The following is a 26,516-nucleotide window of genomic DNA, read 5'->3' as shown; positions in this document are numbered from 1 at the left end:
CTCCGTCTCAGGCCATGATGTTGTAGCCGGCGTCGACGAAATGCACGCCGCCCGAGATCAGGCGTCCGGCATCGGAGAAGAGGAATGCGGTCAGCGCGCCGATGTCTTCCGGCGTGACCAGCGCGTGCATGGGCGAGCGCTCCACCGCAGTGGCCATCAGGCCGTCAAAGCCGGCGATGCCCGAGGCGGCGCGCGTCATCAGTGGGCCGGGCGACACGGCGTTGACGCGGATGTTCTTCTGGCCCAGCTCGGCGGCCAGGTAACGGGTCGCAGCCTCGAGCGCGGCCTTGCACAGGCCCATCACGCCATAGTTGGGGATGACCTTTTCCGAACCGAGGTAGGTCATCGTCACCAGCGAGCCGCCGCCCGCCTTTTCCAGCAGCGGTTCCGCCTTCTTCGCCAGGCGCACGAAGGAATGGGTGGAGACGTCCATTGCCAGGGCAAAGCCGTCGGCGGAGGTGTCGACCACGCGGCCGTGCAGGTCGTCGCGCTTCGCGAACGCCATGCTGTGCAGCACGAAGTCGAGCTTGCCGTAGCGGGCATCGATCTCGGCGAAAGCGGCGTCGAGCGTTTCGGGCTGGGTGACGTCGAGCAGGAAGACATCGGTGACACCGAGCCGGCTGATCACCGGCTCGATGAAGGCGCGCGTCTTCTCGTTCTGGTAGGTGATGATCAGCTTCGCGCCGGCTTGCGCGCAGGCTTCGGCAACGCCAGTGGAAATCGATTTTTCGTTGGCGATGCCGGTGATCAGGCCCACCTTGCCTTCGAGGTTGATGATCGGGGTCATGTTTGCTCCAGCTTCGTGGATGGGGAAACTCTGGCGACAGTGTGGATTTAATGCATTGCAGCATCTGCGTCTTGCGTCACGAACAGCGTGCAATTCCGCTACAGGCGGAGTATTTAATCCTGCGTCGCAGGTTATACATGAAGTATATTCTGCATTGCAGCATTCATGCACCGATCCTGCGCTCTTCCTCTCTCGGCCAGACATGACAAGGCACACCTACATCTTCATGGACTTCGACGGCGTCACCCATCCGTGGGGCGAAGTCGAGGACTTTCGCAGCCTGCCGCTGATCGAGGCGGTGGTGCGCGAGTTCGATGAGGTGCGCATCGTCATCTCGTCGGACTGGCGCATGCTGTTCTCGCTCGAAAAGCTCAAGGCGCGCTTCGCCGAAGACATCCGGCCGCGTATCGCCGGCGCGTCGCCGCACCTGCTGCCCAAGCACGGTGCCGAGCTGCATGGCCTGCGCGAACGCGAGGCGATGCTGTGGCTGTCGCAGCACGAGCCCAAGGTCGACGCCACGGCCTGGTGTGCGGTCGATGATGCCCCCGGCAACTGGATGTCGCGCTCACGGCTGCTGCTGACCGATTTCAAGCGCGGTTTCACCGAGGAGGATGCGGACGCGCTGCGCCGCATGCTGAGCGGCTTCCGCGACGGCGAGGTGGAACTGCCGATGCGGCGCGCGCCCTCGCTCTGGGCCTGACACGCAGGGCGGAGCCGCGCCGCGCAGCGTGATCCAGTGCGCTGATGCGCGTGGCGCCGACAGGCATACTCGCCCGTCCTCCCATGGACGGCCAGCGAGAACCATGCCCAGCGGACTCAAGTTGTCGGAACTGATTGGCGCCCTCAGCCACGCCCTCGATATCACCGAGGGCCAGCCCGAGGGTCATTGCGTGCGCTGCTGCTGGATCGGCATGCATGTCGGGCGCGAGATCGGCCTCGACGAGCATGCCTTGTGGGAGCTCTACTACACCCTGCTGCTCAAGGACCTCGGCTGCAGCAGCAATGCGGCGCGCATCTGCGAGCTGTACCTGACCGACGACCTCGCGTTCAAGCGTGACTTCAAGTGGGTCGACGGCACGCTGCCGCAGGTGCTGCGCTTCGTGGTCGGCCACACCGGGCTGCGCGGCACGCTCGCCGAGCGCTTCCGCACCATGCTGACGATCTTCCGCGATGGCGACGACATTGCCCAGGAGTTGATCCAGACCCGCTGCCAGCGCGGCGCGGATATCGCACGCCAGTTGCGCTTCAGCGAAGGCGTGGCGCAGGGCATCCACGCGCTCGACGAGCACTGGGACGGCAGCGGCCGCCCGGATCGGCTGGCGGGCGAGGCGATTCCGGTTTATGCGCGCATCGCGCTGCTGGCGCAGGTGGTGGACGTGTTCCACACGGTGGAGGGCCCCGCGGGCGCGATGCAGGAGGCGCGGGCGCGCGCCGGGCGCTGGTTCGATCCGCGCCTGGTGGAGGCGCTCGAGCGTGTCGCGGCACGACCCGGCTTCTGGAGCCAGCTCGCCGCCGACGATGTGGACCGTGCAGTGTTCGGGCTCGAGCCTGGCCGCTTCGAGGTACCGCTCGACGACGATTACCTGGACGAGATCGCCGCCGCCTTCGGCCAGGTCGTCGATGCCAAGAGCCCCTACACCCAAGGCCATAGCGTGCGCGTGGCGCTGTACACGGATCTCATCGCGGCGCAGCTCGGCCTGTCGCCGGCGCGGCGGCGCTGGCTCAAGCGTGGCGCGCTGCTGCACGACGTGGGCAAGCTGGGGGTGAGCAATGCGGTGCTGGACAAGCCGGGCAAGCTCGACGCGGATGAATGGGAGGCGGTGCAGCGGCATGCGGCCTACACCGAGGCCATCTTGTCGCGCATCGGCGCCTTCGGCGAACTGGCGCGGGTGTCGGGCGCCCACCATGAACGGCTCGACGGCAAGGGCTATCCGCGCGGCCTGAGCGCGGACGACATCTCGCTCGAGACGCGCATCATCACCACGGCCGACATCTTCGACGCGATCACCGCAGAGCGTCCCTATCGTGCGGCAGTTCCCATCCCCAGAACGCTCGAGATCATGGCCGAGAACGTCGGCACCGCGATCGACGCACGGTGCTTCGATGCGCTCAAGCGCACCCTGGAGCGTGTGCCGCTCGCTGCCTGAGGGCGCGCGCAGGGCGTGTCGGCGCATTGCCGCGCTTGCCCCGGCTAGGCACAATGGCGCCCTTCCTGTCCGCGCGCCGTCTCATGTCCTCAACCGCCGAAACCGTCTTTCCCCCTGATCCGCTTGCTGCCTGGGTCGATATCGACCACCAGCGCCAGGCGGCCCGCATGGCGCAGGACGCCTTCGCCCGCGTGTTTCGCCTTACGGTGGGCGACTCCGAGGCGGCGCGCCGCGCCGGCGTGGACGAGATGCGCGGTGCGCTGCGCAACTGGGCGCAAGCGGCCGGCTCGGAAGAGGGCCGCGCGCTGCGGCTGGCGCTGCTGATGAGCGGCATGGACCAGTGGGGGCTGGCGTGGTCGCAGGCCTTCGGCCTGGTGGCCATCCCCGGGTTGACCGAGCTGATCGGCTCACTGCGCACCGGGCTCGACGCCGAGGACGAGGCGCACTTCCTGCGCCAGTTCGAGGTGCTCGGCGCAGCGGAGGAAAACGCCATCGATTTCAAGGTCGAGCTGCGGCGTGGCATCCACCTGGCACTGTGGCACTCGTCCATCGCCGCCGAGGAGCGCGACGAGGCGCTGCGCCTGGCCGGGCAGCTCGGCGGCCAGTTGCTCGCCCTGGTGCGTGACATGCCGCTTTCCGGCTGGCGCCTGGTGGCCGATGCGCTGGCGTCGATCCAGATCCGCTGCCTGGCCGACGGCCTGGCCAGCGAAGGCCTGGCGCAGGAAGCGACGCAGGCCCTGTTCGGTGCGCTGTCGCGGGAACTGCCGGCGGAGCAGCGCAATGTGGTGATGGCCCATGCGGGGCGCGCGGTGATCGCCTGGCAGCAGGCGAACCGCGCGGCGTCGCCCACGGTGCACTGAGCGGAGTCCGCTGCCGATGGCACTCAAAGCCACCATCTACAAGGCCGAGCTGCAGATCGCCGACATGGACCGCGGCTACTACGGCGACCATGCGCTGACGATCGCGCGCCATCCGTCGGAGACCGACGAGCGCATGATGGTGCGCCTGCTCGCCTTCGCGCTGTTCGCCGATCCGGCGCTCGCCTTCGGCAAGGGCCTGTGCGTGGATGACGAGCCCGACCTGTGGCAGCGTGACCTCACTGGTGCCATCGAGCGCTGGATCGACGTCGGCCAGCCCGACGAGAAGTGGATCCGGAAGGCCTGCGGTCGCGCTGACGAGGTGGTGGTGGTCAGCTATGGTCGCGCCGCCGACATCTGGTGGAGCGGCGTGCGCGACAAGCTCGGCCGCCAGGACAAGCTCGTCGTGCTGAACCTGCCGCCCGAGGCGGCGCCCGATCTCGCGCGCCTCACCGAGCGCAGCATGCGCCTGCAATTCACCATCCAGGACAGCCACGTCTGGGTCACCAACGGCCGCGACACGGTGCAGGTCGAGCCGCAAGTGCTGATGGCGCGCGGACGGCGCTGAGCGGACGGGCGGGCGGGCGCGATGAACTTTCTTGCGCATGCCTATCTGGCCGGTCCGCTGGCGACCGATCGCATCGGCGGCGTGATCGGCGACTTCGTCAAGGGCTGGCTGGATCCGCTGCCGCCGGGCATGGACGCCGGGCTGGCCGCAGGCGTGATGCTGCACCGGCGCATCGACAGCTTTGCCGACACGCATGCCGCCTTCCGTCGCAGCCGCGCGCGCATCAGCGCGGAACGACGCAGGGTGGGCGGCATCATGGTGGACCTTTTCTACGACCATTTCCTGGCGCGGCACTGGTCGCAGTTCAGCGACGAGCCGCTGGCCGTCTTCACCACCCACACCTACCGGCTGATCGCCGATTACCCGGAGGCGCTGCCGGAATCCTTCGCACCGGTGTTCGAGCGCATGGCCGCGTACGACTGGATGGCGAGCTATCGCGAGGTCGACAACGTCGCCCGCGCGCTCGATCGCATGGCGGAACATCGGCTGCGCCGACCCAATCCGCTGGCGGGGGCAGGCGAGGAGCTGTTGCGCGACTACGCCGGCTTCGAGGCGGATTTCTTCGAATTCGTGGCGGACGCGCGTGATTTCGCCGCGTCGGTGAGGGCGGCGCGGCCCGGCACCTGAAGCGCTCGCCCGCTCATGCCGGGCGCAGCGGCGGCTCGTCCATCAGCGCGATCTGCTCGCGCAGCTCGAGCACCCGGTCCTGCCAGTAGCGCTGGGTGTTGAACCACGGAAAGGCGGCCGGGAAGGCGGGGTCGTCCCAGCGCCGGGCGAGCCAGGCCGAATAGTGGAGCAGGCGCAGGGTGCGCAGGGCTTCCAACAGATGCAGCTCGCGCGGCGAGAACTCCATGAAATCCTCGTAGCCGGCGAGCACGTCGGCAAGCTGGCGCGACATCTCGTCACGCTCGCCCGACAGCAGCATCCAAAGGTCCTGCACTGCCGGGCCCATGCGCGCATCGTCGAAGTCGACGAACTGCGGTCCGACGAAGGGGGCGCGCTCGTCCGCCTGCCACAGCACGTTGCCCAGGTGGCAGTCGCCGTGCAGCCGCAGTGGGCGCACACGGCCCGCGCGATCGAAGGCGCGCCGTACGCCGTCCAGCGCCTGTTCCACGCTGCTGCGCCAGGCCGGCAGCACGTCGGCCGGGATGAAGTCGTGTTGCAGCAGCCAGTCGCGTGAGGCTTCGCCGAAGCTCGCGATGTCCAGCGCCGGCCGCGCGACGAAGGGACGCAATGCACCGACGGCATGGATGCGGCCAATGAAGCGTCCCATCCACTCCAGCGTGGCCGGGTCGGACAGCTCGGGCGCGCGGCCGGAAAGACGCGGGAGCAGCGCGAAGCGCAGCCCGCCGTGGCGATGCAGCGTTCTTCCGTCGATGAGGAGCGGCACCGCCACCGGGATCTCGCGCTCGGCGAGTTCGGCGGTGAAGCCGTGCTCCTCCAGGATGGCCGCGTCGCTCCAGCGTCCGGGGCGGTAGAACTTGGCGACTACCATCGGCCCGTCCTCGACGCCGATCTGATAGACGCGGTTCTCGTAGCTGTTGAGCGCCAGTTGGCGGCCGTCGGGGCGCAGGCCGACGCTTTCGATCGCGTCGAGCACGAAGTCGGGCGTCAGCACGGCGAACGGCGCCGGATCCGTCGTCGCTTCAGCGACACTTGCAGGCGCAACCGCCAGCTTGCGGGGGCGGCGGCCGGTCATCGTGCGATGCGCTCGATCCCGAGCGGGGTGCAGCGCATCGCTTCAGGCACCGTCTCAGGCATCCCGATGGCGGCGCGGCTTGTGCGTGGAGAAGGGCGCCTTGCCGCCGCGGTCGTCGTGCGATGCGGGGTGCGGCTCGTGCTCGTCACGGCGCGGTGCGCCGGGCTTGCCGTAGCCGCCGCCCGAACCATAGGCTCCACCCTTGCTGTAGCCACCCGGCTTGCCCTGTCCGGTGCCGCGATCGCCTCCGCCCGGCCTGCTGCCGCCTTCGCCACCATAGGAGCGTGGCCCCCGGCTGTCTTCGCCGTAGCTGCGCCGCGGCGCTTCGTCACGACGGAAACCTTCCTCGCGGCGGAAGCCCTCCTCGCGCGGCGGACGGCGGCGCTCCGGCACGATGGCGGCTTCGGCATCCGTCAGCAGGCGGATGTTGAGCGGCAGTTGGCGGACTCGCGTGCGCCTGAGCGTTTCCAGCAGATCCGCGGGCAGGTTGGCGGGCAGTTCCACCGTGCTGAAGTCGTTGAACAGGTGGATCTGGCCGATGAACTTGCCTTCGATGCCGCCTTCGTTGGCGATGGCGCCGACGATTTCCTTGGGGCTGGCGCCATGGTTGCGGCCGACCTCGATGCGGTAGCGCGCCAGCGCGCCATCGGCGAAGGCGCGGCGCCGCTGCAGGATCTCGTCGCGGTTGGGGCGCTGCGGGCGCTCGCGGGCGATGCCGGTGGTGAAGGCCTCGTCGCGCGGCGGCCGGCCGCCGGTGTGCGTCGGCGCGGTGGCGAGATCCCAGCCGCGGCCGCTTTCCTCGATCTGCAGGGGGCGGTCACGTTGGGCGAGATAGGCGAGCGCCGCGGCGACTTCGTGGGCATCGATCTCGTTCTCCTCGACGAGGCCGTTGACCACGTCCATGAAGAAGCCCAGATCCTCGCTGCCCAGCGTGTCGACCACCAGGCGCTTGAACTGCGCCACGCGCAGGTTGGAGACTTCCTCGCTGCTGGGCAGTGCGATCGGCGTGATCGGCTGGCGCGTCGCGCGCTCGATCATCTTCAGCATGCGCGTCTCGCGCGGCGCCACGAACAGCACCGCCACCCCCTCGCGCCCGGCGCGGCCGGTGCGGCCGATGCGATGCACGTACGCTTCGGTGTCGTACGGGATGTCGTAGTTGATGACGTGCGAGATGCGCGGCACGTCGATGCCGCGCGCCGCCACGTCGGTGGCGATGACGATGTCGAGCGCGCCGGACTTGAGCTGCTCGATCACGCGCTCGCGCATGCCCTGGGTCATGTCGCCGTTCAGCGCCGCTGCCGCGTAGCCGCGCGCGGCGAGCTTGTCGGCGAGCTCGTCGGTGGCGATCTTGGTGCGCACGAAGACGAGGGCGGCGTCGAAGCTTTCTTCCGCATCCAGAATGCGCGTCAGCGCGTCGAGCTTGTCGACGCCGCGCACCAGCCAGTAGCGCTGGCTGATCTTGGCCACCGTGGCAGTGGCGGCGCGGATCTTCACTTCCTTGGGCTCGCGCAGGTGGCGGTGGGCCACGTCGCGGATCGCGTTGGGCATCGTCGCCGAGAACAGTGCGGTCTGGCGCGTGTCGGGCGTGTGCTCGAGGATCCATTCGACGTCGTCGATGAAGCCCATGCGCAGCATCTCGTCGGCCTCGTCGAGCACCAGCGAGCGCAGCGCGTCGAGCTTCAGGCTGCCGCGCTCGAGGTGGTCCATGATGCGGCCCGGCGTGCCGACCACGATGTGGGCGCCGCGTGACAACTGGCGCAACTGCACCACCATGCTCTGGCCGCCGTAGATCGGCAGCACATGGAAGTTCTTCAGATGACGCGCGTACTTGGCGAAGGCTTCCGACACCTGGATCGCCAGCTCGCGCGTCGGCGTCAGCACGAGCACCTGCGGGCGCGCGTCGGACAGATCCAGCCTGGCGAGCATGGGCAGCGCGAAGGCCGCCGTCTTGCCGGTGCCGGTCTGCGCTTCGCCGAGCAGGTCGTGGCCGGCGAGCAGTTCCGGGATGCAGGCAGCCTGGATGGGGGAGGGCGTCTCGTAGCCGACGTCGGTGAGCGCGGCCAGGATGGGCTCGGGCAGGGCGAGGTCGGCGAAGCGGATGGTGGATTCGGTCATGGCGATCGGGGTGCGCGGATAGCGCAAGCGGCGGACATCAAAGCGCGATTATCGGCGATTCGGAGCCGCAAAAAGCAAAAACGCGGCACGAGGCCGCGTTTCGATGATTCGGCGAGAGGCGCCGATTACAGCGGGCGGATGTTCGCCGCTTGCAGGCCCTTGGGACCCGTCTTGACTTCGAATTCGACGCGCTGGTTTTCAGCCAGGCTCTTGAAACCCTTGCTCTGGATTTCCGAGAAGTGGGCGAACAGGTCTTCGCCGCCGTTTTCCGGGGTGATGAAGCCGAAGCCCTTGGCGTCGTTGAACCACTTGACGGTACCGGTTTGAGTGCTCATTTGCGTTCCATTTTCAAAAATGATTGGGCTTGCGCCCGAAAGGTGCAGGAACGATCAAGAAACGTAATCCAGAGGAATCAGACCGGCACGCGTTCTCTTGGAACACGCTGGGGTAACCACCAGAACAACCACTGCTTGAATCGACTGCGAGCGGCACGATACACGGTTTCTGCGGCATGCGCGAATTTATTTCGACTGGAAATAAAAAATTCCTGTCGCCGTGTCTTGGGATGCGAATCGTTCGCAGATGGCATGGGAAAAATACGCGGGGTGGCGTGGGATAATCGGGGCATTCAAGTTCAGGGATCAGCCATGCCCATCCAGTGGTTTCCCGGTCACATGGCCTCGGCGCGCAAGAAGGCGGCCGAGGCCATGGCGGCCATCGACGTCGTCATCGAAGTGACCGACGCCCGCCTGCCCGAGGCCAGCAGCAATCCGATGATCGCCGAACTGAGGCGATTCCGTAATCGGCCGTGCCTCAAGCTGCTGAATAAGTCCGACGTGGCCGATCCGGCCGTTACGCGCGCCTGGATGGACTTCTACAACCGTCAGCCCGGCGTCAAGGCAGTGGCGATCTCCGCCAAGAGTGCGGCCGAGGTGGCGCGCATCCCGGCACTGTGCAGGCAGTTGGCGCCACACCGCGACGATGGCGTGAAGCCCTTGCGCATGATCATCATGGGCATCCCGAACGTCGGCAAATCGACGCTGATGAATGCGCTGCTCAAGCGCAAGGTGGCCAAGGTCGGCGACGAGCCGGCGGTGACCAAGCACCAGCAGACGCTGGACCTCGGGCCAGGCATGACGCTGACCGACACGCCCGGCATGATGTGGCCCAAGATCGAGTTTGATTCGGACGGCTACATGCTCGCGGCCAGCCATGCGATCGGCCGCAATGCGGTCATCGACGAGGAAGTGGCCGCCTTCCTGGCGGACATCCTGCTCAAGCGCTATGCGCAGCCGGTTGCTGCGCGCTACCGGCTGCAAACCGCCGGCCTCGATGGTCCAGGGCTGGTCGAGGCCGTCGGGCGCCGGCGCGGCTGCCTGGTCAAGGGCGGTGGCCTGGATCTGGAAAAGGCGGCGCAGATCCTGCTGCAGGATTACCGCGACGGCACGCTCGGCCGCATCAGCCTGGAAACACCGGAGACGCGCGTGGCGATGATCGCCGAAGCGTGGGCGGCGCGAGCTGCCGGCGCGCCGCAGTCCGACCAGGCGCGGCGCGAGGACGAGGACGAATGAAGTAGAACGCGCGCGATCCCCGATGCCGCATGTGTCAGTGCTCGCTCCCCCGCCTGCGGCGTCCTTGTCCTTGTGTTACAGGGCGGCTCACGATGCCGGTCCTTCGCCCTGCGGCTTGATCTCGATCCACTGCAGCCACTGCCCGCAGGCGTTGCGCGGACCGCGCAGCGACGCATGCCACGGCCCTTCGTTGCAGGCGCCGCGCGGATTGGCCGGATTCAGGTGCACCGTCTGGCCGTCATCGCCGATGCGGCGTTCGCCGCCCCAGCGGTTGCAGGTCGAGCAGCGGCGCAGTTCGCCGACGAGCATCGGGGGGCGGGTACTCATTGCGGCCGGCTCAGACGCCGAAGTAGCGGTCAGGGCGGTGGTTGATCATGATCACCAGGTTGAGCGCGAAAGCGCCCAGCACCGACAGCACCACCTTGTCCGGCGCGACGAAGGCGAACGCGGCGCCCAGGATGCCGCAGTCGGCCACCATCTGCACCGTGCCGGCGCGCCAGCCGCGGGTCTTCTGCAGGTAGATCGCCAGCACGCCGATGCCGCCCAGGCTGGCGCCGTGGCGGATCAGGATCAGGATGCCGGTCCCTGCCAGCAGGCCGGCCATGATTGCGGCAAACACCGGGTCGAGGCGTGCGAACGTGATCAGGCGCGGCAACAGTTCGGTGTAGAGCGACAGGATGCCGACCGCGCAGAAGGTCTTCACCGTGAAGCGCGTGCCGATGGCCTTGAGGCCGAAGACATAGAACGGCAGGTTGAGGATGAACAGCAGCGCGCCGAGCGGCCAGCCCGCCGCGTAGTGCAGCAGGAAGGCGAGGCCGGTGGTGCCGCCGGTGAGCAAGGCCGGCTCGCGGAACATGACCACCGCCAGGCCGACGAAAAGGCTGCCGATGAGCACGCCCTGCACGTCCTCGATGAGGCTGTGGCGTGCGGGTTCGGGGAGCGGAGCGGAGTCGGTCATGGCGAATCTTGCGGCAGCGATGCGGTTTCGACGGGCGGATGATACCGGCGTCGGCGAGGCGTCACGCCAGCGTTTGTTATCATGGTGGCGATGAAAACGTCCCGATCCCGCTTCGTCGATGTGCGCGGCGTGCGCTACCACCTGCGCGAGTGGGGTGACGAAGGCGCGCCGAAGCTGTTCATGCTGCACGGCTGGATGGACGCGTCGGCCTCGTTCCAGTTCGTCATCGATGCCCTGGCGCACGGCTGGCACGTCATCGCGCCCGACTGGCGCGGCTTTGGCCGCAGCGGATGGTGTGGCGATGCCTACTGGTTTCCTGACTACCTTGCCGATCTCGATGCCATTCTGCGCCTGACGGAGCCCGACGCGCCGGTCAGGCTGGTCGGCCATAGCATGGGCGGCAACGTGGCCTGCATGTATGCCGGAGCACGCCCGGCGCGCGTCGCCGCAGTGGTGGCGCTCGATGCCTTCGGGCTGGCCGACCGCAAGGCTGACGAGGCGCCCGGACGCTACGAGAAATGGCTGAACGAACTCGCCGCGCCGGTCTCCTTTCGCGACTACCCGGATTTCGACGCGCTGGCGTGGCGCCTGCAGCGCGACAACCCGCGCCTGCCGGCGGACCGGGCGCGCTGGCTTGCCGAACACCTGGGCGAGGAGATCCAGGGAGAGGGCGGACACGTGGTGCGGCTGGCGGGCGACCCGGCGCATCGGCGCGTGAATCCGGTGCTATACCGCCGCGCCGAAGCCGAAGCCTGCTGGCGGCGTGCGACCGCGCCGGTGCTGTGGATCGAGCCCGACGATGTGGCGCTGCGGCGACATCTCGGTGTCAGCGACGCCGCACACGAGGCGGCGCGCGGCTGCTTCCGCGCGCTGCGCGTGGTGACGCTCGAGGGCGCCGGCCACAACCTGCATCACGAGCAGCCGGAAGCGGTGGCGCGAATCATCGAGGACTTCCTGCTGTCACAGTAAGGCGCGGGCGGGAGGTGTCGAATCTGGCCCGGAACCGCGCGAGCATTGTCGAACCTTGCCCATGAGCCCCATGAACGTCGATCTCCATAGTCACTCCACCGTGTCCGACGGCTGGCTCGATCCGCGCGCGCTGGTGCAGCGAGCCGCAGTCAACGGTGTCGACCTGATGGCGCTCACCGACCACGACGAGGTCGGCGGCATCGACGTCGCGGCCGAAGCGGCAGCGGAAATGGGCGTAGGACTCGTCCCGGGCGTCGAGATCTCGGTGTCCTTCGCCGGCGAGACGGTGCATATCGTCGGCCTCGGCATCGATCACCGTTGCCCGACGCTGGTGGACGCACTTGCCGAACTGCGTGCCGGCCGCGATGCGCGTGCGCAGCGCATGTCCGATGAGCTGGCGCGCTGCGGCATCGCCGGCGCCTACGAGGGCGCGCGGCGCTTCGCGCGCAATCCTGAGCTCGTCAGCCGCGCGCATTTTGCCCGGCACCTGGTGGCGAGCGGCGTCATGCCCGACGTCAAGACGGTGTTCGACCATTACCTCGCGCGCGGCAAGCCGGGCTTCGTCGCGCATCAGTGGGCAGCGCTGGTCGATGCGGTGAGCTGGATCCGCGCTGCGGGCGGCATCGCCGTGGTGGCGCATCCGGCGCGCTACCGGCTTTCCGGGGCGGACATGGCGCGTCTGTTCGACGAGTTCATCGCCGCCGGCGGTGAAGCGGTGGAAGTGGTGTCCGGTGCGCACACCGCGGACGAGATGCGGCGCTTCGCCACGGTGGCCCGCCAGCGCGGCCTGCTGGCGTCGCGGGCGTCCGATTTCCATGGCGAGAAGGAGAGCACGGTGGATATCGGCCGCTGCAATCCGCTGCCCGCCGACCTGACGCCGGTGTGGTCGCGCCTCATCTGAAAACGACAAGACAAGGTTTCTGAAGAAAAATGGCCCAGTTCTTTTCCCTGCATCCCGAGCAGCCCCAGCCGCGACTGATCCGGCAGGCGGCCGACATCCTGCGCAACGGCGGGCTGATGGTCTTTCCGACCGACTCGGCCTACGCGCTGGGTTGCCTGACAGGCGATGCGAGCCTGCTCGACCGCATCCGCCGCATCCGCGGTGTCGACGAGCGTCACCATTTCACCCTGATGTGCCGCGATCTGTCCGAGATCGCCACCTACGCGCGGGTGGACAACAGCCAGTACCGGCTGCTGAAGGCGGTCACGCCCGGCCCCTACACCTTCATTCTCGAGGGCACGAAGGAGCTGCCGCGCCGGGTGCTGCATCCCAAGCGCAAGACCATCGGCCTGCGCATTCCCGAGCATGCGGTGGTGTCGGCGCTGCTGGCCGAACTCGACGGTCCGCTGCTGAGCTCGACGCTGCTGCTGCCGGGTGAGGAGCACCCGATGTCGGACCCGGACGAAATCCGCGATCGCCTCGGCAAGCAGGTCGACCTGGTGATCGAGGCCGGTTACTGCGGCCCGGAGGCGACGACGGTGATCGACCTGACGTCGGGCGTGCCCGAGCTCGTGCGCCCAGGGCGCGGCGACCTCGCGCCTTTCGGGCTGGAAGCGGAGTGAAGCCGCAAAAGAGCGGTGTCCGGGAGGCCTGCAAGGCCTCTGCTAGAATGCGCGTTTTGCTGACGGTCGTTTCATGGATTCGCTGATTTCCACGCTCGCCATCTGGGCGCTCCCGGTCGTGCTCGCGATCACGCTGCACGAGGCGGCGCACGGCTATGTGGCGCGCCATTTCGGTGATCCGACGGCCGACCTCGCTGGCCGCATCACGCTCAATCCGCTGCGCCACATCGATCCGGTCGGCACGGTGCTGGTGCCGGCGCTGATCCTGGTGGCAAGTGCGCTGTTCGGTGCGGGCGGCATCCTGTTCGGCTGGGCGAAGCCGGTGCCGGTCAATTTCGGTCGCCTGCGCAACCCCAAGGCAGACATGCTGTGGGTGGCGGCGGCGGGGCCGTTCGTCAATCTGCTGATGGCAGTGGCATGGGGTGTGCTGTTCAAGATTGCCGCCAGCACCGCTCCGGGCGCTTACACCATGCCGATGATGAAGATGGCCGACGCCGGCATGCAGATCAACACCGTGCTGATGGTGCTGAACCTCTTCCCGCTGCCGCCGCTCGATGGCGGCCGCATCGCGGTGAGCCTGCTGCCCAACCGCCTGGCGTGGAAATATGCGCGCATCGAGCCTTACGGCTTTCCCATCCTGCTGGTGCTGCTGTTCACCGGCGTGCTGGGCGCGATCATGTGGCCGGTGATGGCGATCTTCCGCTACCTGCTGGCGGTCGTGCTCGGCTTCTGATGCGATGATGGGTGTGATGTTGCGTTCTGTCGTGTTGCGTTCCGTCGTGAAGCGTGCGGCCGTGGTGCGGGCATGAACCTGCCGCTGGAGCTGGCGCCGCTGGAATCGGCGGGCGAACTCGAGGGCGTCGCGCGCTTGTATGGCGAGCCCCTGCTCGAACTGCCCAAAGACCTGTATATTCCGCCCGACGCGCTGCAGGTATTTCTCGAGGCCTTCGAAGGGCCGCTGGATCTGTTGCTGTACCTGATCCGCAGGGCCAATCTCAACGTCCTCGACATCCCGATGGCGCCACTGACGGCGCAGTATCTGCAGTACGTCGAGGCGATGCGCGCATCCAACCTAGAGCTTGCGGCTGAGTACCTGCTGATGGCTGCGGTCCTGCTCGAGATCAAGTCGCGCATGCTGTTGCCACGGCCACCGCGCGAGAGCGCCGAGGAAGAGGATCCGCGCGCAGAGCTTGTGCGCCGCCTGCTCGAATACGAGCAGATGAAGCGCGCCGCGGCGACGATCGACCAGTTGCCGCGGGTCGAGCGCGATTTTGAATGGGTGGGCGTGTTCGTCGCCGAGAAGGTGTTCGAGCGCCAGCCGGACGTCAGCCTGCACGACTTGCAGCTCGCGTGGCTGCGCATCATGAAGAAGGCGCGGCTGACGCAGCATCACCGTGTCGGGCGCGAGCAGTTGTCGGTGCGCGAGCACATGACGGACATCCTGCGCCGACTGCGCGCTGGTGCTTATGTGATGTTCGATACCCTGTTCGATGTCGGGCTTGGTGCGCCGGGCCTGGTGGTGAGCTTTCTCGCCGTGCTCGAGTTGGTGAAGGAAAAGCTGGTCGAAGTGACCCAGAACGAGGCGTTTGCGCCGATCTATGTGAAGCTGGCAGATGCAACCCGCGACCACGCCTGAAGCATGGGTGCGCATCGTCGAGGCCGCGTTGCTGGCCGCGCCCGCACCCCTGGCGGTGTCGGAACTGCGCCGCCTGTTCGACGAGGACCCCGGCCCCGACCTGGTACGCCGCCTGCTCGACGAGCTGCGCACAGAATGGGCCGCTGCCGGCCGCGGCGTGGAGTTGGTGCAACTGGCAAGCGGCTGGCGGTTTCAGACGCGACCCGAGTATCAGGCTTACCTCGACCGGCTCAAGGAAGAGAAGCCGCCGCGCTACTCGCGCGCGGTGATGGAGACGCTGGCGATCATCGCCTACCGGCAGCCGGTGACGCGCGGCGACATCGAGGATATCCGCGGCGTCGCGGTGTCGCCGAGTGTCTTGAAAACATTGGAATCACGCGGATGGATCGATGTCGTCGGCCACCGCGACACGCCCGGGCGGCCCGCACTGTTCGCGACCACACGGCGTTTTCTCGACGACATGGGTCTGCGCAGCCTGACCGAACTGCCTGCGCTCACCGAGATTGAAAGGATCATGGATCTTGTCGACACCTCGCAAATCGAATCGGCCGCTGCGCCCGCCCCTGAAGAAGAAGCCTGAGGCGGTCGAGATCCTCGACCGGCGCGAGGAGCCGCAGCGCGGGCGCGCTGGCGGTGGCCGCGCAGCGCGTGACGAGGATGCGCAGCCGCGCGGTCGCGATGCTCACCTGAACGCCGATCCGCGTGGCCCGCGCGCGCCGCATGCCGGCCGTGGTGGTGGTCGCTCGCGCACCGAGGGCGAAGGCGCCCTGCGGCCCGATGCCCATCACGCCGCACTGGGGCGTCCCGAGCGCGGCGAGCGCCCGCAGCGTGGCGCCGGCGGGCGCGGGCCGAGTGGAGGGCAAGGTGGCGGACGTAACGCGCCGACCGTGCTGGCCGAGCCGGAACGGCTGCAGAAGGTGCTGGCACAGGCGGGGGTGGCCTCGCGCCGCGAGATCGAGGAACTGGTGATCGCCGGACGGATCTCGGTCAATGGCCTGCCGGCCTCGCTGGGCCAGAAGATCGGCCCGGGCGATCGCGTCAAGGTCAATGGCAAGCTGATCCCCCTGCGTTTCGCACAGCGCTCGCCGCGCGTGCTGATCTATCACAAGCCCGAGGGGGAGATCGTGTCGCGCGACGATCCCGAAGGTCGTCCCACGGTGTTCGAACGCCTGCCGGTGCTGCGCAAGGGGCGTTGGCTGGCGGTGGGCCGGCTGGACTTCAATACCTCGGGCCTGCTGCTGTTCACCAACGATGGCGAGCTCGCCAACCGGCTGATGCATCCGCGCTACGAACTGGATCGCGAATACGCGGTGCGCGTGCTCGGCGAACTGACCGAGGAGCAGGCGCGCTCGCTCACCGAAGGCATCCAGCTCGAGGACGGCGCCGCGCGCTTCAACGGCCTGCGCGACGAGGGCGGAGAAGGCGCCAACCACTGGTATCGCGTCACCATCTCGGAAGGCCGCAACCGCGAGGTGCGGCGCATGTTCGAGGCGGTGGGCCTCACCGTGAGCCGCCTGATGCGCGTGCGCTATGGTCCGGTCGAGCTTCCCGCACGCCTCAAGCGCGGCATGTGGATGGAAATGCCGGAGGCCGACGCCTGCCGGCTCGCCGGCTTGCCTGTGCCCCAGCGTCGGCCGGACGAGCGCGAGAAGCGTCCGCCCAAGCTGCATCACACGACGCCCAGGATGCGCTGAGCCGAGGCGGGCCTCCTCCTCATGACTTGCCGGGTCGGCCCGCGAAGATGCGGGTTTGCCCGGCTTTCGGTTTTGACGCTATAATCAGCGGGCTTTGATGGACGGTTTTCTGAATGTGGCTGTATCGGACGCATTTGGCGGGCGATCTGTCATCCAGTTGTGGCCAGCGGAACAGGGTGTGGTCGGCAGGAATGGGCGTTTCGCCCATTTTTTATTTGTGGCGCAGGTGGTGGTGATGCGGGCAGGAATCGAAAATCTGATTGAGCAGGTCGTGACCGGACTGGGGTTCGAACTCGTGGATGTCGAGTTCTCGCCCAGAGGACGGCTGCTGCGTGTCTTCATCGACATAGAGCGCGGCATCACCGTGGATGACTGCGCCACCGTCAGCAACCAGTTGCAGCGCGTGTTCGAAGTGGAGAACGTCGATTACGACCGGCTCGAGGTGTCCTCGCCGGGTCTGGACCGTCCGCTGAAGAATGCGGTCGATTTCGAGCGCTTCGCCGGCAACGAGGTCCAGTTGCGCTTGACGCTGCCGATCAACAACCAGCGCAATTTCGTCGGTGTGCTCGAAGGGCTGCGTGACGGCGCCGTGGTGCTGACCACCGACAAGGGCGAGATGCAGTTTTCGCTCGAAGACATCGAAAAGGCACGCCTTGTACCCAAATTCTGAGACTGTGGAAGTGGAGGTTTTACTGAAATGAGCCGCGAAATTCTGCTGCTTGTCGATGCACTGGCGCGGGAAAAGAACGTTGCCAAGGACATCGTGTTTGCCGCGCTCGAATCGGCGCTGGCCTCCGCGACCAAGAAGCGCATCCACGACGATGCCGACGTGGTGGTGTCCATCGACCGCGATACCGGCGATCACAAGTCATATCGCCGCTGGGTGGTGATGCCCGACGAGGAAGTCACCAACGACGAAGCCGAGATGGGCATCATCGACGCGCGCGAGATCAATCCCGGCATCCAGCTCGGCGAATACATCGAGGAGCCGCTGGAGCCGATCGACTTCGGCCGCATCGGCGCGCAGGCAGCCAAGCAGGTCATCCTGCAGAAGATCCGCGACGCCGAGCGCGAGCAGGTGCTGAACGACTTCCTCGAGCGCAAGGAGTTCCTCGTGTCGGGCTCCATCAAGCGCATGGAGCGCGGCAGCGCGATCATCGAGGTGGGCCGCATGGAGGCGGTGTTGCCCCGCGATCAGCAGATCCCGCGCGAGAACCTGCGCGTGGGCGACCGCGTCAAGGCCTATCTGCTGAAGATCGACCGCGGCGCCCGCGGCCCGCAACTGATCCTGTCGCGCACTGCGCCCGAATTCCTGATGAAGCTGTTCGAGCTCGAGGTGCCCGAGATCGAGGACGGCCTGCTCGAGATCAAGGCCTGTGCCCGCGACCCCGGGCTGCGCGCGAAGATCGCGGTGAAGTCGAACGATCCGCGCATCGATCCGATCGGCACCTGCGTCGGCCTGCGGGGCTCGCGTGTCACTGCGGTGCGCAACGAGATCGGCGGCGAGCAGATCGACATCATCGTGTGGGCGTCGGATGCGGCCCAGTTCGTCGTATCGGCGCTGCAGCCCGCCGAGGTCGTGTCCATCGTCGTTGACGAAGAGGCGCACGCGATGGACGTGGTGGTCGACGAGAACAACCTCGCCATCGCGATCGGACGCAACGGCCAGAACGTGAAGCTCGCCTCCGAGCTGACGGGCTGGACGATCAACCTGATGAGCGAGCAGGAGTCGGCCGAGAAGACCGCCCAGGAGCAGCAGGGCCTGCGCGCGCTGTTCATGGAGAAACTTGATGTCGACGAGGAGGTCGCCGACATCCTGATCGAGGAGGGCTTCTCCTCGCTCGAAGAGATTGCCTACGTACCGCTGGCCGAGATGCTCGAAATCGAGGCCTTCGACGAAGATACGGTCAATGAGCTGCGCAACCGCGCGCGCAATGTGCTGCTGACCGAGGCGATCGTCACCGAAGAGCAGTTGGAGAACGTCTCCGACGACCTGCTCAACCTCGACGGCATGGAAAGATCCCTTGCCGCCAGACTGGCCCAGAAGGGCATTCGTACCCGCGACGACCTCGCCGACCTCGCTGTCGACGAACTGGTCGAAATGGCCGGGATCGACGAAGAGCGAGCCAAGGCGCTGATTTCCGTTGCGCGCGCCCATTGGTTCGAAGAATGATGGGAGGGCAGTAATGGAACAGATGAGCGTGACCCAGTTTGCCGGCGAACTGAAAATGCCGGCCGCGGCGCTGCTCGAGCAGTTGAAGCGAGCCGGCGTCGACAAGACCGGCCCCGCCGACCTGCTGACCGAACAGGACAAGGCTCGGCTGCTGGAATACCTGCGCCGTGCGCATGGCGACAACGATTCCAAGGGCAAGATCACCCTGACGCGCAAGCAGACCTCCGAGATCCGGGCGACCGACTCGACCGGCCGTGCGCGCACGGTGCAGGTCGAAGTCCGCAAGAAACGTACCTTCGTCAAGCGTGACGAGCTCGCCGCCGAGGCGGTGACCGCTCCGGCCGAAGGCGTGCAGCCGGTCGAGCAGATGCTTCACGAGGAGCCGGCGCCGCTTGAGGCCGCGGTGGAGGCCGTCGTCGAACCGGTGGTCGAGCTTGTGCCGGAGCCGGTGGCCGAGGTGCCTGCCGTGGCTGAGGCGGTCGAGCCGCCTGCCCCTGCTGCGGAACCCGAACCGCTGACAGCGTCGGAACCGGAAGCTGAGCCGGCGGCGGTCGCCGAAGAAGCCGTGCCTGCTGTCGAAGAGAGCGAGCCGGTGACCAAGTCGACCACCACGCTGGTGCGTCCGAAGCCGGTTTCGATCAATGAACTGCTGAGCGACGAAGAGCGTGCTGCGCGGGAACGCGAAGCGGCTCGTGGGCGGGCGCTGGCCGAGCGCCAGGCCGCCGACCTGCGCGCGCGCCAGGAGCGCGAGAGCGCCGCACGTGCGGCCGCCGAGGCGCGCAAGGCCGAGGAGGAGGCCCGCCTGCGCGCCGAGCAGCAGAAGAAGGAAGAGGCGGCCAAGCCTGCGCCGGCCAAGGGGCCGTCCGGAACCCTGCATCGCCCGGCCAAAACCGAGGACAAGGGTGCCAAGGAAGGGCGCCGCGGCGCTCCGGCGCCGGTGCGCGAAGCCGAAGGCGCGAAGCGCCGTGGCGGCCTGAAGACGCGCGGCGAAGTCGGCGCGACCACTGGCGGCTGGCGTGGCGGCGGCAAGGGCGGCGGTCGTCACGGCCGCGGGCAGGATGATCGCCAGGCTTTCCAGGCGCCCACCGAGCCCATCGTGCGCGAAGTTCACGTTCCCGAAACCATCACCGTGGCTGACCTCGCCCACAAGATGGCGGTGAAGGCAACCGAAGTGATCAAGACCCTGATGAAGATGGGCTCCATGGTCACGATCAACCAGGTGCTGGACCAGGAGACGGCGATGATCGTCGTCGAGGAGATGGGCCACCAGGCCTTCGCCGCCAAGCTGGACGAGCCCGATGCCTTCCTCGAGGAAGTGGAGCACAAGGACGTCGAAGTCCTGCCGCGCGCGCCGGTCGTGACCGTCATGGGTCACGTCGACCACGGCAAGACCTCGCTGCTCGACTACATCCGCCGCGCCAAGGTGGCGGCGGGCGAGGCCGGCGGCATCACGCAGCACATCGGCGCTTATCACGTCGAGACGTCGCGCGGCATGCTGACCTTCCTCGATACCCCGGGCCACGAAGCGTTTACCGCCATGCGTGCCCGCGGTGCGAAGGCGACCGACATCGTCATCCTGGTGGTGGCGGCCGACGACGGCGTGATGCCGCAGACGCGTGAAGCGATCCACCATGCCAAGGCGGCAGGCGTTCCGCTGGTGGTGGCGATCAACAAGATCGACAAGCCGGATGCCAACCCGGAGCGTGTCACGCAGGAGCTGATCGCCGAATCGGTGATTCCCGAAGCCTACGGCGGCGAGGTGATGTTCGTGCCGGTGTCGGCGAAGAAGGGCACCGGCATCGACGAACTGCTCGAGGCGGTGCTGTTGCAGGCGGAGGTGCTGGAGCTGATGGCGCCGGTCGATTCGCCGGCGAAGGGCCTGATCATCGAGGCGCGCCTCGACAAGGGCCGTGGCCCGGTCGCGTCGCTGCTGGTGCAGTCCGGTACCCTGCGCAAGGGCGACGTGCTGCTCGCTGGCGGTACCTTCGGCCGCATCCGTGCCATGCTGGACGAGAACGGCAAGCAGATCGACGAAGCCGGTCCGTCCATCCCGGTCGAGGTGCTCGGCCTGTCCGACGTGCCGGCAGCCGGTGACGAGGCGATCGCGCTGGCCGACGAGAAGAAGGCGCGGGAGATTGCGCTGTTCCGCCAGGGCAAGTTCCGCGACGTCAAGCTCGCCAAGCAGCAGGCGGCCAAGCTCGAGACCATGCTGGAACAGATGGCCGAGGGCGAGGTGAAGAGCCTGCCGCTCATCATCAAGGCCGACGTGCAGGGTTCGCAGGAAGCGCTGGTGCAGTCGCTGCAAAAGCTCTCCACCGACGAGGTCCGGGTCAACGTCATTCACGCCGGTGTCGGCGCGGTGTCCGAGTCCGACGTCAACCTGGCGCAGGCTTCGGGTGCGGTCATCATCGGCTTCAACACCCGCGCCGATGCGGGTGCGCGCAAGCTGGCCGAAACCTTCGGTGTCGACATCCGCTACTACAACATCATCTACGACGCAGTGGATGAGGTGAAGGCAGCGCTGTCGGGCATGCTGGCACCGGAGAAGCGCGAAGAGGTGACTGGCCTCGTCGAGATCCGCCAGGTGTTCGTGATCTCGAAGGTGGGTTCGGTCGCCGGCTGCTACGTGCTGGAAGGCACGGTCAAGCGCGGGTCCTCGGCCCGCCTGCTGCGCAACCACGTGGTGCAGTGGACCGGCGAGCTCGATTCGCTGAAGCGCTTCAAGGATGACGTGAAGGAAGTGAAGGCCGGCTATGAGTGCGGCCTGCAGCTCAAGAACTACAACGACATCCAGGAAGGCGACCAGCTCGAGATCTTCGAGATCAAGGAAGTGGCGAGGACGCTGTAAGCGATGCCCAAGGAGTATTCCCGCAGCCAGCGCGTGGTGGAGCAGATCCGCCGCGAGCTGGCCGAGCTGATCCGGCTCGAGGTCAAGGATCCGCGTGTCGGCTTCATCACGCTGACGGATGTCGAGATCACGCCCGACTACGCCCACGCCAAGGTGTATTTCACCTCGATGACGGGCGAGGCGGACGTGCCTGAGATCCTGCAGGGCTTGCGGCGCGCGAGTGGTTTCCTGCGCCGTGAACTGGGGCGGCGTGTGCGCATCCACACGACGCCCGAACTGCACTGGCACTACGACCGCTCGGTGGAAGAGGGCAGTCGCCTGTCGAAGCTGATCGACGACGTGGTGCGCGAGGATGAGGCGCGTCATCATGACGATGCCGGCGATGAGCAGGGTGACGGTGACAAGTCCTGAGGTCCACGTGCAGCCCAAACGACCGAAGTCGCCGCAGCGCAGGATCGTGCGCCGCATCGTCGACGGCGTGCTGCTGCTCGACAAGCCGCAAGGTCTGAGCTCCAATCACGCGCTGCAGGCGGCGCGCCGCCTCCTCAACGCCGCCAAGGCGGGCCATACCGGCACGCTGGATCCGATGGCGACCGGCCTGCTTCCGCTCACCTTCGGCGAGGCGACGAAGTTCTCGCAGATGCTGCTCGATGCCGACAAGACTTATGAGGCGGTGGTGCAGCTCGGCGTCGAGACCGACAGCGGCGATGCCGAAGGCAGGGTGGTCGCCACGCATCCGGTGGCGGTCACCAAGGCGGCCGTGGTGGAGGTCCTGTCGCGTTTCCGCGGCGACATCGAGCAGGTGCCGCCGATGTATTCAGCGCTCAAGCGCGATGGCAAGGCGCTCTACGAATATGCCCGCGAAGGCGTCGAGCTCGAACGCGAGGCCCGGCGTGTCACCATCCATGCGCTCGAGCTGCTGGCGTTCGACGGCGATCGCTTCGGCATCCGCGTGGCCTGCAGCAAGGGCACCTACATCCGGACGCTGGCGATGGACATCGGCGCCGCGCTCGGCTGCGGCGCACACCTGTGCGGGTTGCGGCGTACTCGCATCGGCGCGTTCGATGTGTCGGCGGCGGTGACGCTGGAGCGCCTCGAAACCGCACCCGCTGATGAACGTGACGCGCTGCTGGCACCGGCGGATGCGCTGGTACGCGAGTTCGACGTGGTCGTACTGAGCGCCGAGGAGGCGACCTGGCTGCTGCAGGGGCGAACGCTGCGTCTGGCAAGGCAGGAGGCCCCTGGCCCTGTGCGCGCCTATGGTCCGCAAGGGTTTCTCGGGCTCGCGCAGTGGCAGGCCGATGGCGCGCTCGCACCGCGGCGACTGATCGCCACCTGCGCAGACGTACCGGTCAACGCATCCGCATGATATGGATTGAGTTTTTGGGATGGCGGGGTATAATCCGCCGCTTCTGATTGGCAGAACACACGAGTAAAGACACACATGGCTCTTGATATCGCATCCAAGTCGAAGATCGTCTCCGACTTTCAGCGCGCCCAGGGCGACACCGGTTCGCCGGAAGTCCAGATCGCGCTCCTGACCGCCCGCATCAACGGTCTCGCCCCTCACTTCAAGGAGCACGCGAAGGATCACCATTCCCGCCGCGGTCTCCTGAAGATGGTCAGCCAGCGCCGCAAGCTGCTGGACTACCTGAAGGGCCGTAACGCCGACAGCTATCGCAATCTGATCGAGCGTCTCGGCCTGCGCAAGTAATTGCGTCCGTGACGAGCCTCACAGCGCCGATCAGGGCGACTTAAGCCAGCAAAGCCGGTGCGAGCCCATGCGGGTCGCGCCGGCTTTTGTCGTTTCGGTGGCTGCTTCGCCCATCGCAGTCGCCGGCGGCGCTCATCCTCTTGCGGGATCTGCTCCCGCCCATGCAGTTGTAGTTTGCTGCACTTCTTCGAAAAAGGAATCTTCCCTTGCCTAACGCCATCAAGAAAACCTTCGCCTACGGCGCGCACACCGTCACCCTCGAGACCGGCGAGATTGCCCGTCAGGCGGGTGGTGCCGTCATCGTCAACATGGACGAGACCGTGGTGCTCGCGACCGTGGTCGGTGCCAAGGAAGCCCGTCCGGGCCAGGACTTCTTCCCCCTTACCGTCGACTACGTCGAGAAGTTCTACGCTGCGGGCCGTATCCCCGGCGGCTTCTTCAAGCGCGAAGGCCGTCCGAGCGAGAAGGAAATCCTCACCTCGCGCCTGATCGACCGCCCGATCCGTCCGCTCTTCCCCGAGGGCTTCATGAATGAAGTCCAGGTCATCGTCACCGTGCTGTCGCTCAACCCCGAGATCGACCCCGACATCCCGGCGATGATCGGCGCCTCGGCCGCGCTCGCGATCTCCGGCCTGCCCTTCAATGGCCCGGTCGGCGCCGCCCGCGTCGGCTACCTCGACGGGCAGTACATCCTGAACCCCACCGCCACGCAACTGGAAACGAGCGAGATGAACCTCGTCGTCGCCGGCACGCAGGCTGCGGTGCTGATGGTCGAATCGGAGGCGCAGGAGCTGCCCGAGCAGGTCATGCTCGGTGCTGTGGTTTTCGGCCACGAGCAGATGCAGACCGCGATCAAGGCGATCAACGAGCTGGTCGAAGTCGCCGGCAAGCCAGAGTGGGACTGGCAGGCTCCGGCGGCCAACGAGGCGTTGATCGCCAAGGTCGTCGAGCTCGCCAAGGCCGAGATGGAGGAGGCCTTCCGCATCACCAGCAAGCAGGAACGTTCGGCTCGCCTGTCCGAGATCCGCAAGCGCGTGATCGGCCAGCTCACCGAAGGCGTTGAGAACGCGCCGTCGGTCAGCGAGCTCAAGGACATCTTCTTCAACATCGAGTCCGGCATCGTTCGTAGCCGCATCCTGAACGGCGAGCCGCGCATCGATGGTCGTGACACCCGCACGGTGCGTCCGATCGAGATCCGCACCGGCGTGCTGCCGCGCACCCACGGCTCGGCGCTGTTCACCCGCGGTGAGACGCAGGCGCTGGTGGTTGCCACGCTGGGCACCGGGCGTGACGAGCAGATCATCGACGCCATCGGCGGCGAGTACAAGGAGCGCTTCCTGCTCCACTACAACTTCCCGCCGTTCTGCACCGGCGAGACCGGCCGCTTCGGCGTGACCAAGCGCCGCGAAGTCGGCCACGGCCGCCTTGCCAAGCGCTCGCTGGTGGCGATGCTGCCGAAGGCCGAAGAGTTTTCCTACACGGTGCGCGTCGTCTCCGAGATCACCGAGTCCAACGGTTCGTCGTCGATGGCTTCCGTCTGCGGCGGCTCGCTGGCGATGATGGATGCCGGCGTGCCGCTGAAGGATCACGTTGCCGGCATCGCCATGGGCCTCATCAAGGAAGGCAACCGCTTCGCGGTGCTGACCGATATCCTGGGCGACGAGGATCACCTCGGCGACATGGACTTCAAGGTTGCAGGCACCGAGAACGGCATCACCGGCCTGCAGATGGACATCAAGATCCAGGGCATCACCAAGGAAATCATGCACGCCGCGCTGGAGCAGGCCAAGGCCGGCCGGCTGCACATCCTGAGCCTGATGAAGCAGTCACTGGCGGCGTCGCGCGGCGAGGTGTCCGAGTACGCACCGCGCATGATCAACATGAAGATCAACCCCGAGAAGATCCGCGATGTGATCGGCAAGGGTGGCGCAGTGATCCGCGCACTGCAGGAAGAGACCGGCACCGTGATCGAGATCGAGGACGATGGTCAGATCACGATCTCGTCGGTCAGCGCCGAAGGTGCGCAGGCCGCCAAGGCGAAGATCGAGGCGATCACCGCCGAAGTCGAGGTCGGCAAGGTCTATGAAGGCACGGTGATCCGCCTGCTGGACTTCGGCGCCATCGTGAACATCATGCCGGGCCGCGATGGCCTGCTGCATGTGTCGCAGATCGCCAACGAGCGCGTCAATAACGTGGCCGACTACGTCAAGGAAGGCCAGGCGGTGCGCGTGAAGGTGCTCGAGACCGACGAGCGTGGCAAGATCCGCCTGAGCATGAAGGCGCTGCTGAACGAGAACGCCGGCTGAATCGAGCCGCTCGCCTCCCTCTGAATGGGGGAGGCAGCATCGAGTAGGGGACGGGGTCACCCCCGTCGCCCTCTCACACCACCGTACGTGCGGTTCCGCATACGGCGGTTCATGAAAGACACTGGAGCCGTCGCGTCGTATCGAGCAGCGACACCAGACCCAAACGATCAAAGAAGGACTTCGGGAAGGCCGCGTTCATGTGACTGGCGCCACTGTTCCACCACGGCCCACGTTGATTGAGCGCCGAGCGAAACGCGCGCTCCTCCTTCAGTCCCGCCTTCATCAGGTTCTTGGCACGAGTATACGGGCGCTTCCACTGCCGCCACAAAATGCAGCGCAACTTGCGCCTGAGCCAACCGTCAAGCTCTTCGAGTGCCCGCTTGGTCTCGGTCAGCTTGAAGTACGCTGCCCAGCCCCGGAGCACCGGGTTCAGCTCTTCGATCGTGGCGCGCACGCTGCGCCCCCTCGCGCCTTTGAGCACTTCACGAATCTTGTCCTCCAGTCGCTGAAGACTGGTCGGTGCGATCCGCAGCTTCGGGGCCTTGTGCCAGGTCAGGCTGTAGCCCAGAAACTTCCGCTCCCACGGCCGTGCGACCGCGCTCTTGGCCGCATTGACCGTGAGCTTGAGCCGCTCGGACAGGAACTGACTGATACCCGCCAGAACACGCTCGCCTGCCGCATGGCTACGGACGTAGATGTTGCAGTCGTCCGCGTAGCGGCAGAACGCGTGGCCACGGCGCTCCAGTTCCCGATCCAGTTCCGTCAGCAGGATGTTCGACAGCAACGGACTCAGCGGGCCGCCTTGCGGTGTGCCCTGCGCCCTCGGGCTGACGACGCCCTCTGCCATCATCCCCGCTTCCAGATACCGTCGGATCAGCTTCAGTACCCGCCCATCCTCGATCTTCTTCGCC

Annotated in this window: 27 protein-coding genes; 20 read left to right on the top strand and 7 right to left on the bottom strand. The window is 66.9% G+C overall.

Features of this window, described 5'->3' with window-relative positions:
- Positions 1 to 7: 7 nt before the first annotated feature.
- Positions 8 to 787: an enoyl-ACP reductase FabI gene (gene fabI, locus GH664_RS17820; RefSeq protein ID WP_153169413.1), complete on the bottom strand. Its 780-nt coding sequence runs from the start codon at positions 785 to 787 to the stop codon at positions 8 to 10.
- A gap of 202 nt (positions 788 to 989) precedes the next feature.
- On the opposite strand from fabI, the gene GH664_RS17815 reads away from it, so the two are divergent.
- The 5 genes from GH664_RS17815 (at position 990) to GH664_RS17795 (ending at position 4,986) form a co-directional block, all read left to right on the top strand.
- A complete protein-coding gene (locus GH664_RS17815) occupies positions 990 to 1,487 on the top strand; it encodes an HAD domain-containing protein (RefSeq protein ID WP_153169412.1) in 498 nt (165 codons plus the stop codon).
- 103 nt (positions 1,488 to 1,590) lie between these two features.
- Complete coding sequence (locus GH664_RS17810) at positions 1,591 to 2,934, top strand: HD-GYP domain-containing protein (protein WP_153169411.1); 1,344 nt, start codon at positions 1,591 to 1,593, stop codon at positions 2,932 to 2,934.
- An 83-nt stretch (positions 2,935 to 3,017) separates the two neighbouring features.
- Positions 3,018 to 3,794 (top strand): hypothetical protein, encoded by a 777-nt coding sequence (locus tag GH664_RS17805; RefSeq protein ID WP_153169410.1) that lies wholly within the window; start codon positions 3,018 to 3,020, stop codon positions 3,792 to 3,794.
- A 16-nt stretch (positions 3,795 to 3,810) separates the two neighbouring features.
- Positions 3,811 to 4,359 (top strand): YaeQ family protein, encoded by a 549-nt coding sequence (locus GH664_RS17800; protein ID WP_153169409.1) that lies wholly within the window; start codon positions 3,811 to 3,813, stop codon positions 4,357 to 4,359.
- Between the two features lie 21 nt (positions 4,360 to 4,380).
- Positions 4,381 to 4,986 (top strand): ACP phosphodiesterase, encoded by a 606-nt coding sequence (locus tag GH664_RS17795; protein ID WP_153169408.1) that lies wholly within the window; start codon positions 4,381 to 4,383, stop codon positions 4,984 to 4,986.
- Between the two features lie 13 nt (positions 4,987 to 4,999).
- Here the strand turns inward: GH664_RS17795 and GH664_RS17790 are convergent, their stop codons facing one another.
- From GH664_RS17790 to GH664_RS17780, 3 genes are all read right to left on the bottom strand, one after another.
- A complete protein-coding gene (locus tag GH664_RS17790; RefSeq protein ID WP_153169407.1) occupies positions 5,000 to 6,058 on the bottom strand; it encodes a serine/threonine protein kinase in 1,059 nt (352 codons plus the stop codon).
- A 54-nt stretch (positions 6,059 to 6,112) separates the two neighbouring features.
- Entirely contained in the window at positions 6,113 to 8,173 is a 2,061-nt protein-coding gene (locus tag GH664_RS17785) for a DEAD/DEAH box helicase (RefSeq protein WP_153169406.1), read from the bottom strand.
- Between the two features lie 125 nt (positions 8,174 to 8,298).
- Positions 8,299 to 8,508, bottom strand: a complete 210-nt coding sequence (locus GH664_RS17780) for a cold-shock protein (RefSeq protein WP_096446489.1) — start codon at positions 8,506 to 8,508, stop codon at positions 8,299 to 8,301.
- 312 nt (positions 8,509 to 8,820) lie between these two features.
- Between GH664_RS17780 and ylqF the strand changes: the two genes are divergently transcribed.
- Entirely contained in the window at positions 8,821 to 9,744 is a 924-nt protein-coding gene (gene ylqF / locus GH664_RS17775; RefSeq protein WP_153169405.1) for a ribosome biogenesis GTPase YlqF, read from the top strand.
- A gap of 87 nt (positions 9,745 to 9,831) precedes the next feature.
- Here ylqF and GH664_RS17770 read toward each other — a convergent pair whose 3' ends face one another.
- On the bottom strand, positions 9,832 to 10,071 hold the full coding sequence (locus tag GH664_RS17770; RefSeq protein WP_228111596.1) for a hypothetical protein: 240 nt from the start codon (positions 10,069 to 10,071) through the stop codon (positions 9,832 to 9,834).
- Between the two features lie 10 nt (positions 10,072 to 10,081).
- Positions 10,082 to 10,702, bottom strand: coding sequence for a YitT family protein (locus GH664_RS17765; RefSeq protein ID WP_194270435.1), 621 nt, complete (start codon positions 10,700 to 10,702; stop codon positions 10,082 to 10,084).
- A gap of 90 nt (positions 10,703 to 10,792) precedes the next feature.
- On the opposite strand from GH664_RS17765, the gene GH664_RS17760 reads away from it, so the two are divergent.
- The 14 genes from GH664_RS17760 (at position 10,793) to pnp (ending at position 25,605) form a co-directional block, all read left to right on the top strand.
- Entirely contained in the window at positions 10,793 to 11,671 is an 879-nt protein-coding gene (locus GH664_RS17760; RefSeq protein ID WP_153169404.1) for an alpha/beta fold hydrolase, read from the top strand.
- A gap of 70 nt (positions 11,672 to 11,741) precedes the next feature.
- Positions 11,742 to 12,572, top strand: coding sequence for a 3',5'-nucleoside bisphosphate phosphatase (locus GH664_RS17755; protein WP_153169466.1), 831 nt, complete (start codon positions 11,742 to 11,744; stop codon positions 12,570 to 12,572).
- A gap of 29 nt (positions 12,573 to 12,601) precedes the next feature.
- Complete coding sequence (locus GH664_RS17750) at positions 12,602 to 13,234, top strand: L-threonylcarbamoyladenylate synthase (RefSeq protein WP_153169403.1); 633 nt, start codon at positions 12,602 to 12,604, stop codon at positions 13,232 to 13,234.
- Between the two features lie 73 nt (positions 13,235 to 13,307).
- Entirely contained in the window at positions 13,308 to 13,967 is a 660-nt protein-coding gene (locus tag GH664_RS17745) for a site-2 protease family protein (RefSeq protein ID WP_153169402.1), read from the top strand.
- A 72-nt stretch (positions 13,968 to 14,039) separates the two neighbouring features.
- A complete protein-coding gene (locus GH664_RS17740; RefSeq protein ID WP_153169401.1) occupies positions 14,040 to 14,870 on the top strand; it encodes a ScpA family protein in 831 nt (276 codons plus the stop codon).
- On the top strand, positions 14,848 to 15,450 hold the full coding sequence (scpB, locus tag GH664_RS17735) for an SMC-Scp complex subunit ScpB (protein ID WP_153169400.1): 603 nt from the start codon (positions 14,848 to 14,850) through the stop codon (positions 15,448 to 15,450). The genes GH664_RS17740 and scpB overlap by 23 nt, the downstream gene beginning before the upstream one ends.
- Positions 15,392 to 16,564 (top strand): 23S rRNA pseudouridine(2605) synthase RluB, encoded by a 1,173-nt coding sequence (rluB, locus tag GH664_RS17730; RefSeq protein ID WP_153169399.1) that lies wholly within the window; start codon positions 15,392 to 15,394, stop codon positions 16,562 to 16,564. Before scpB ends, rluB begins: the two co-directional genes overlap by 59 nt.
- 235 nt (positions 16,565 to 16,799) lie before the next feature.
- Positions 16,800 to 17,234, top strand: a complete 435-nt coding sequence (gene rimP, locus GH664_RS17725; RefSeq protein WP_153169464.1) for a ribosome maturation factor RimP — start codon at positions 16,800 to 16,802, stop codon at positions 17,232 to 17,234.
- Between the two features lie 27 nt (positions 17,235 to 17,261).
- Positions 17,262 to 18,737, top strand: coding sequence for a transcription termination factor NusA (gene nusA / locus GH664_RS17720; protein ID WP_153169398.1), 1,476 nt, complete (start codon positions 17,262 to 17,264; stop codon positions 18,735 to 18,737).
- Positions 18,738 to 18,750: 13 nt separating this feature from the next.
- The gene (infB, locus tag GH664_RS17715) at positions 18,751 to 21,585 is read left to right on the top strand and encodes a translation initiation factor IF-2 (protein WP_153169397.1); all 2,835 of its coding nucleotides are present in this window, start codon (positions 18,751 to 18,753) and stop codon (positions 21,583 to 21,585) included.
- Positions 21,586 to 21,588: 3 nt separating this feature from the next.
- Positions 21,589 to 21,996, top strand: coding sequence for a 30S ribosome-binding factor RbfA (gene rbfA, locus GH664_RS17710; protein ID WP_153169396.1), 408 nt, complete (start codon positions 21,589 to 21,591; stop codon positions 21,994 to 21,996).
- Positions 21,953 to 22,954: a tRNA pseudouridine(55) synthase TruB gene (gene truB, locus GH664_RS17705; protein WP_228111595.1), complete on the top strand. Its 1,002-nt coding sequence runs from the start codon at positions 21,953 to 21,955 to the stop codon at positions 22,952 to 22,954. Before rbfA ends, truB begins: the two co-directional genes overlap by 44 nt.
- A gap of 75 nt (positions 22,955 to 23,029) precedes the next feature.
- Positions 23,030 to 23,299, top strand: a complete 270-nt coding sequence (rpsO, locus tag GH664_RS17700; protein WP_004322624.1) for a 30S ribosomal protein S15 — start codon at positions 23,030 to 23,032, stop codon at positions 23,297 to 23,299.
- Between the two features lie 206 nt (positions 23,300 to 23,505).
- A complete protein-coding gene (gene pnp, locus GH664_RS17695; RefSeq protein ID WP_153169394.1) occupies positions 23,506 to 25,605 on the top strand; it encodes a polyribonucleotide nucleotidyltransferase in 2,100 nt (699 codons plus the stop codon).
- A 109-nt stretch (positions 25,606 to 25,714) separates the two neighbouring features.
- On the opposite strand, the gene GH664_RS17690 is transcribed toward pnp, so the two are convergent.
- On the bottom strand, positions 25,715 to 26,516 hold an 802-nt coding region (locus tag GH664_RS17690), incomplete at its 5' end, for a group II intron maturase-specific domain-containing protein (RefSeq protein WP_255424950.1).

Source organism: Thauera sp. 2A1 (assembly GCF_009469595.2).
In the GTDB taxonomy this organism is placed as follows: Bacteria; Pseudomonadota; Gammaproteobacteria; order Burkholderiales; family Rhodocyclaceae; genus Thauera.
Note: the sequence above shows the minus strand (reverse complement) of the source record. Positions and strands in the feature narration are given on the sequence as shown.

Coding starts and splice junctions, on each gene's coding strand:
- fabI (WP_153169413.1), bottom strand. CDS start 787: ATGACCCCGATCATCAACCTCGAAGGCAAGGTGGGCCTGATCACCGGC.
- GH664_RS17815 (WP_153169412.1), top strand. CDS start 990: ATGACAAGGCACACCTACATCTTCATGGACTTCGACGGCGTCACCCAT.
- GH664_RS17810 (WP_153169411.1), top strand. CDS start 1,591: ATGCCCAGCGGACTCAAGTTGTCGGAACTGATTGGCGCCCTCAGCCAC.
- GH664_RS17805 (WP_153169410.1), top strand. CDS start 3,018: ATGTCCTCAACCGCCGAAACCGTCTTTCCCCCTGATCCGCTTGCTGCC.
- GH664_RS17800 (WP_153169409.1), top strand. CDS start 3,811: ATGGCACTCAAAGCCACCATCTACAAGGCCGAGCTGCAGATCGCCGAC.
- GH664_RS17795 (WP_153169408.1), top strand. CDS start 4,381: ATGAACTTTCTTGCGCATGCCTATCTGGCCGGTCCGCTGGCGACCGAT.
- GH664_RS17790 (WP_153169407.1), bottom strand. CDS start 6,058: ATGACCGGCCGCCGCCCCCGCAAGCTGGCGGTTGCGCCTGCAAGTGTC.
- GH664_RS17785 (WP_153169406.1), bottom strand. CDS start 8,173: ATGACCGAATCCACCATCCGCTTCGCCGACCTCGCCCTGCCCGAGCCC.
- GH664_RS17780 (WP_096446489.1), bottom strand. CDS start 8,508: ATGAGCACTCAAACCGGTACCGTCAAGTGGTTCAACGACGCCAAGGGC.
- ylqF (WP_153169405.1), top strand. CDS start 8,821: ATGCCCATCCAGTGGTTTCCCGGTCACATGGCCTCGGCGCGCAAGAAG.
- GH664_RS17770 (WP_228111596.1), bottom strand. CDS start 10,071: ATGAGTACCCGCCCCCCGATGCTCGTCGGCGAACTGCGCCGCTGCTCG.
- GH664_RS17765 (WP_194270435.1), bottom strand. CDS start 10,702: ATGACCGACTCCGCTCCGCTCCCCGAACCCGCACGCCACAGCCTCATC.
- GH664_RS17760 (WP_153169404.1), top strand. CDS start 10,793: ATGAAAACGTCCCGATCCCGCTTCGTCGATGTGCGCGGCGTGCGCTAC.
- GH664_RS17755 (WP_153169466.1), top strand. CDS start 11,742: ATGAACGTCGATCTCCATAGTCACTCCACCGTGTCCGACGGCTGGCTC.
- GH664_RS17750 (WP_153169403.1), top strand. CDS start 12,602: ATGGCCCAGTTCTTTTCCCTGCATCCCGAGCAGCCCCAGCCGCGACTG.
- GH664_RS17745 (WP_153169402.1), top strand. CDS start 13,308: ATGGATTCGCTGATTTCCACGCTCGCCATCTGGGCGCTCCCGGTCGTG.
- GH664_RS17740 (WP_153169401.1), top strand. CDS start 14,040: ATGAACCTGCCGCTGGAGCTGGCGCCGCTGGAATCGGCGGGCGAACTC.
- scpB (WP_153169400.1), top strand. CDS start 14,848: ATGCAACCCGCGACCACGCCTGAAGCATGGGTGCGCATCGTCGAGGCC.
- rimP (WP_153169464.1), top strand. CDS start 16,800: ATGCGGGCAGGAATCGAAAATCTGATTGAGCAGGTCGTGACCGGACTG.
- nusA (WP_153169398.1), top strand. CDS start 17,262: ATGAGCCGCGAAATTCTGCTGCTTGTCGATGCACTGGCGCGGGAAAAG.
- infB (WP_153169397.1), top strand. CDS start 18,751: ATGGAACAGATGAGCGTGACCCAGTTTGCCGGCGAACTGAAAATGCCG.
- rbfA (WP_153169396.1), top strand. CDS start 21,589: ATGCCCAAGGAGTATTCCCGCAGCCAGCGCGTGGTGGAGCAGATCCGC.
- truB (WP_228111595.1), top strand. CDS start 21,953: ATGACGATGCCGGCGATGAGCAGGGTGACGGTGACAAGTCCTGAGGTC.
- rpsO (WP_004322624.1), top strand. CDS start 23,030: ATGGCTCTTGATATCGCATCCAAGTCGAAGATCGTCTCCGACTTTCAG.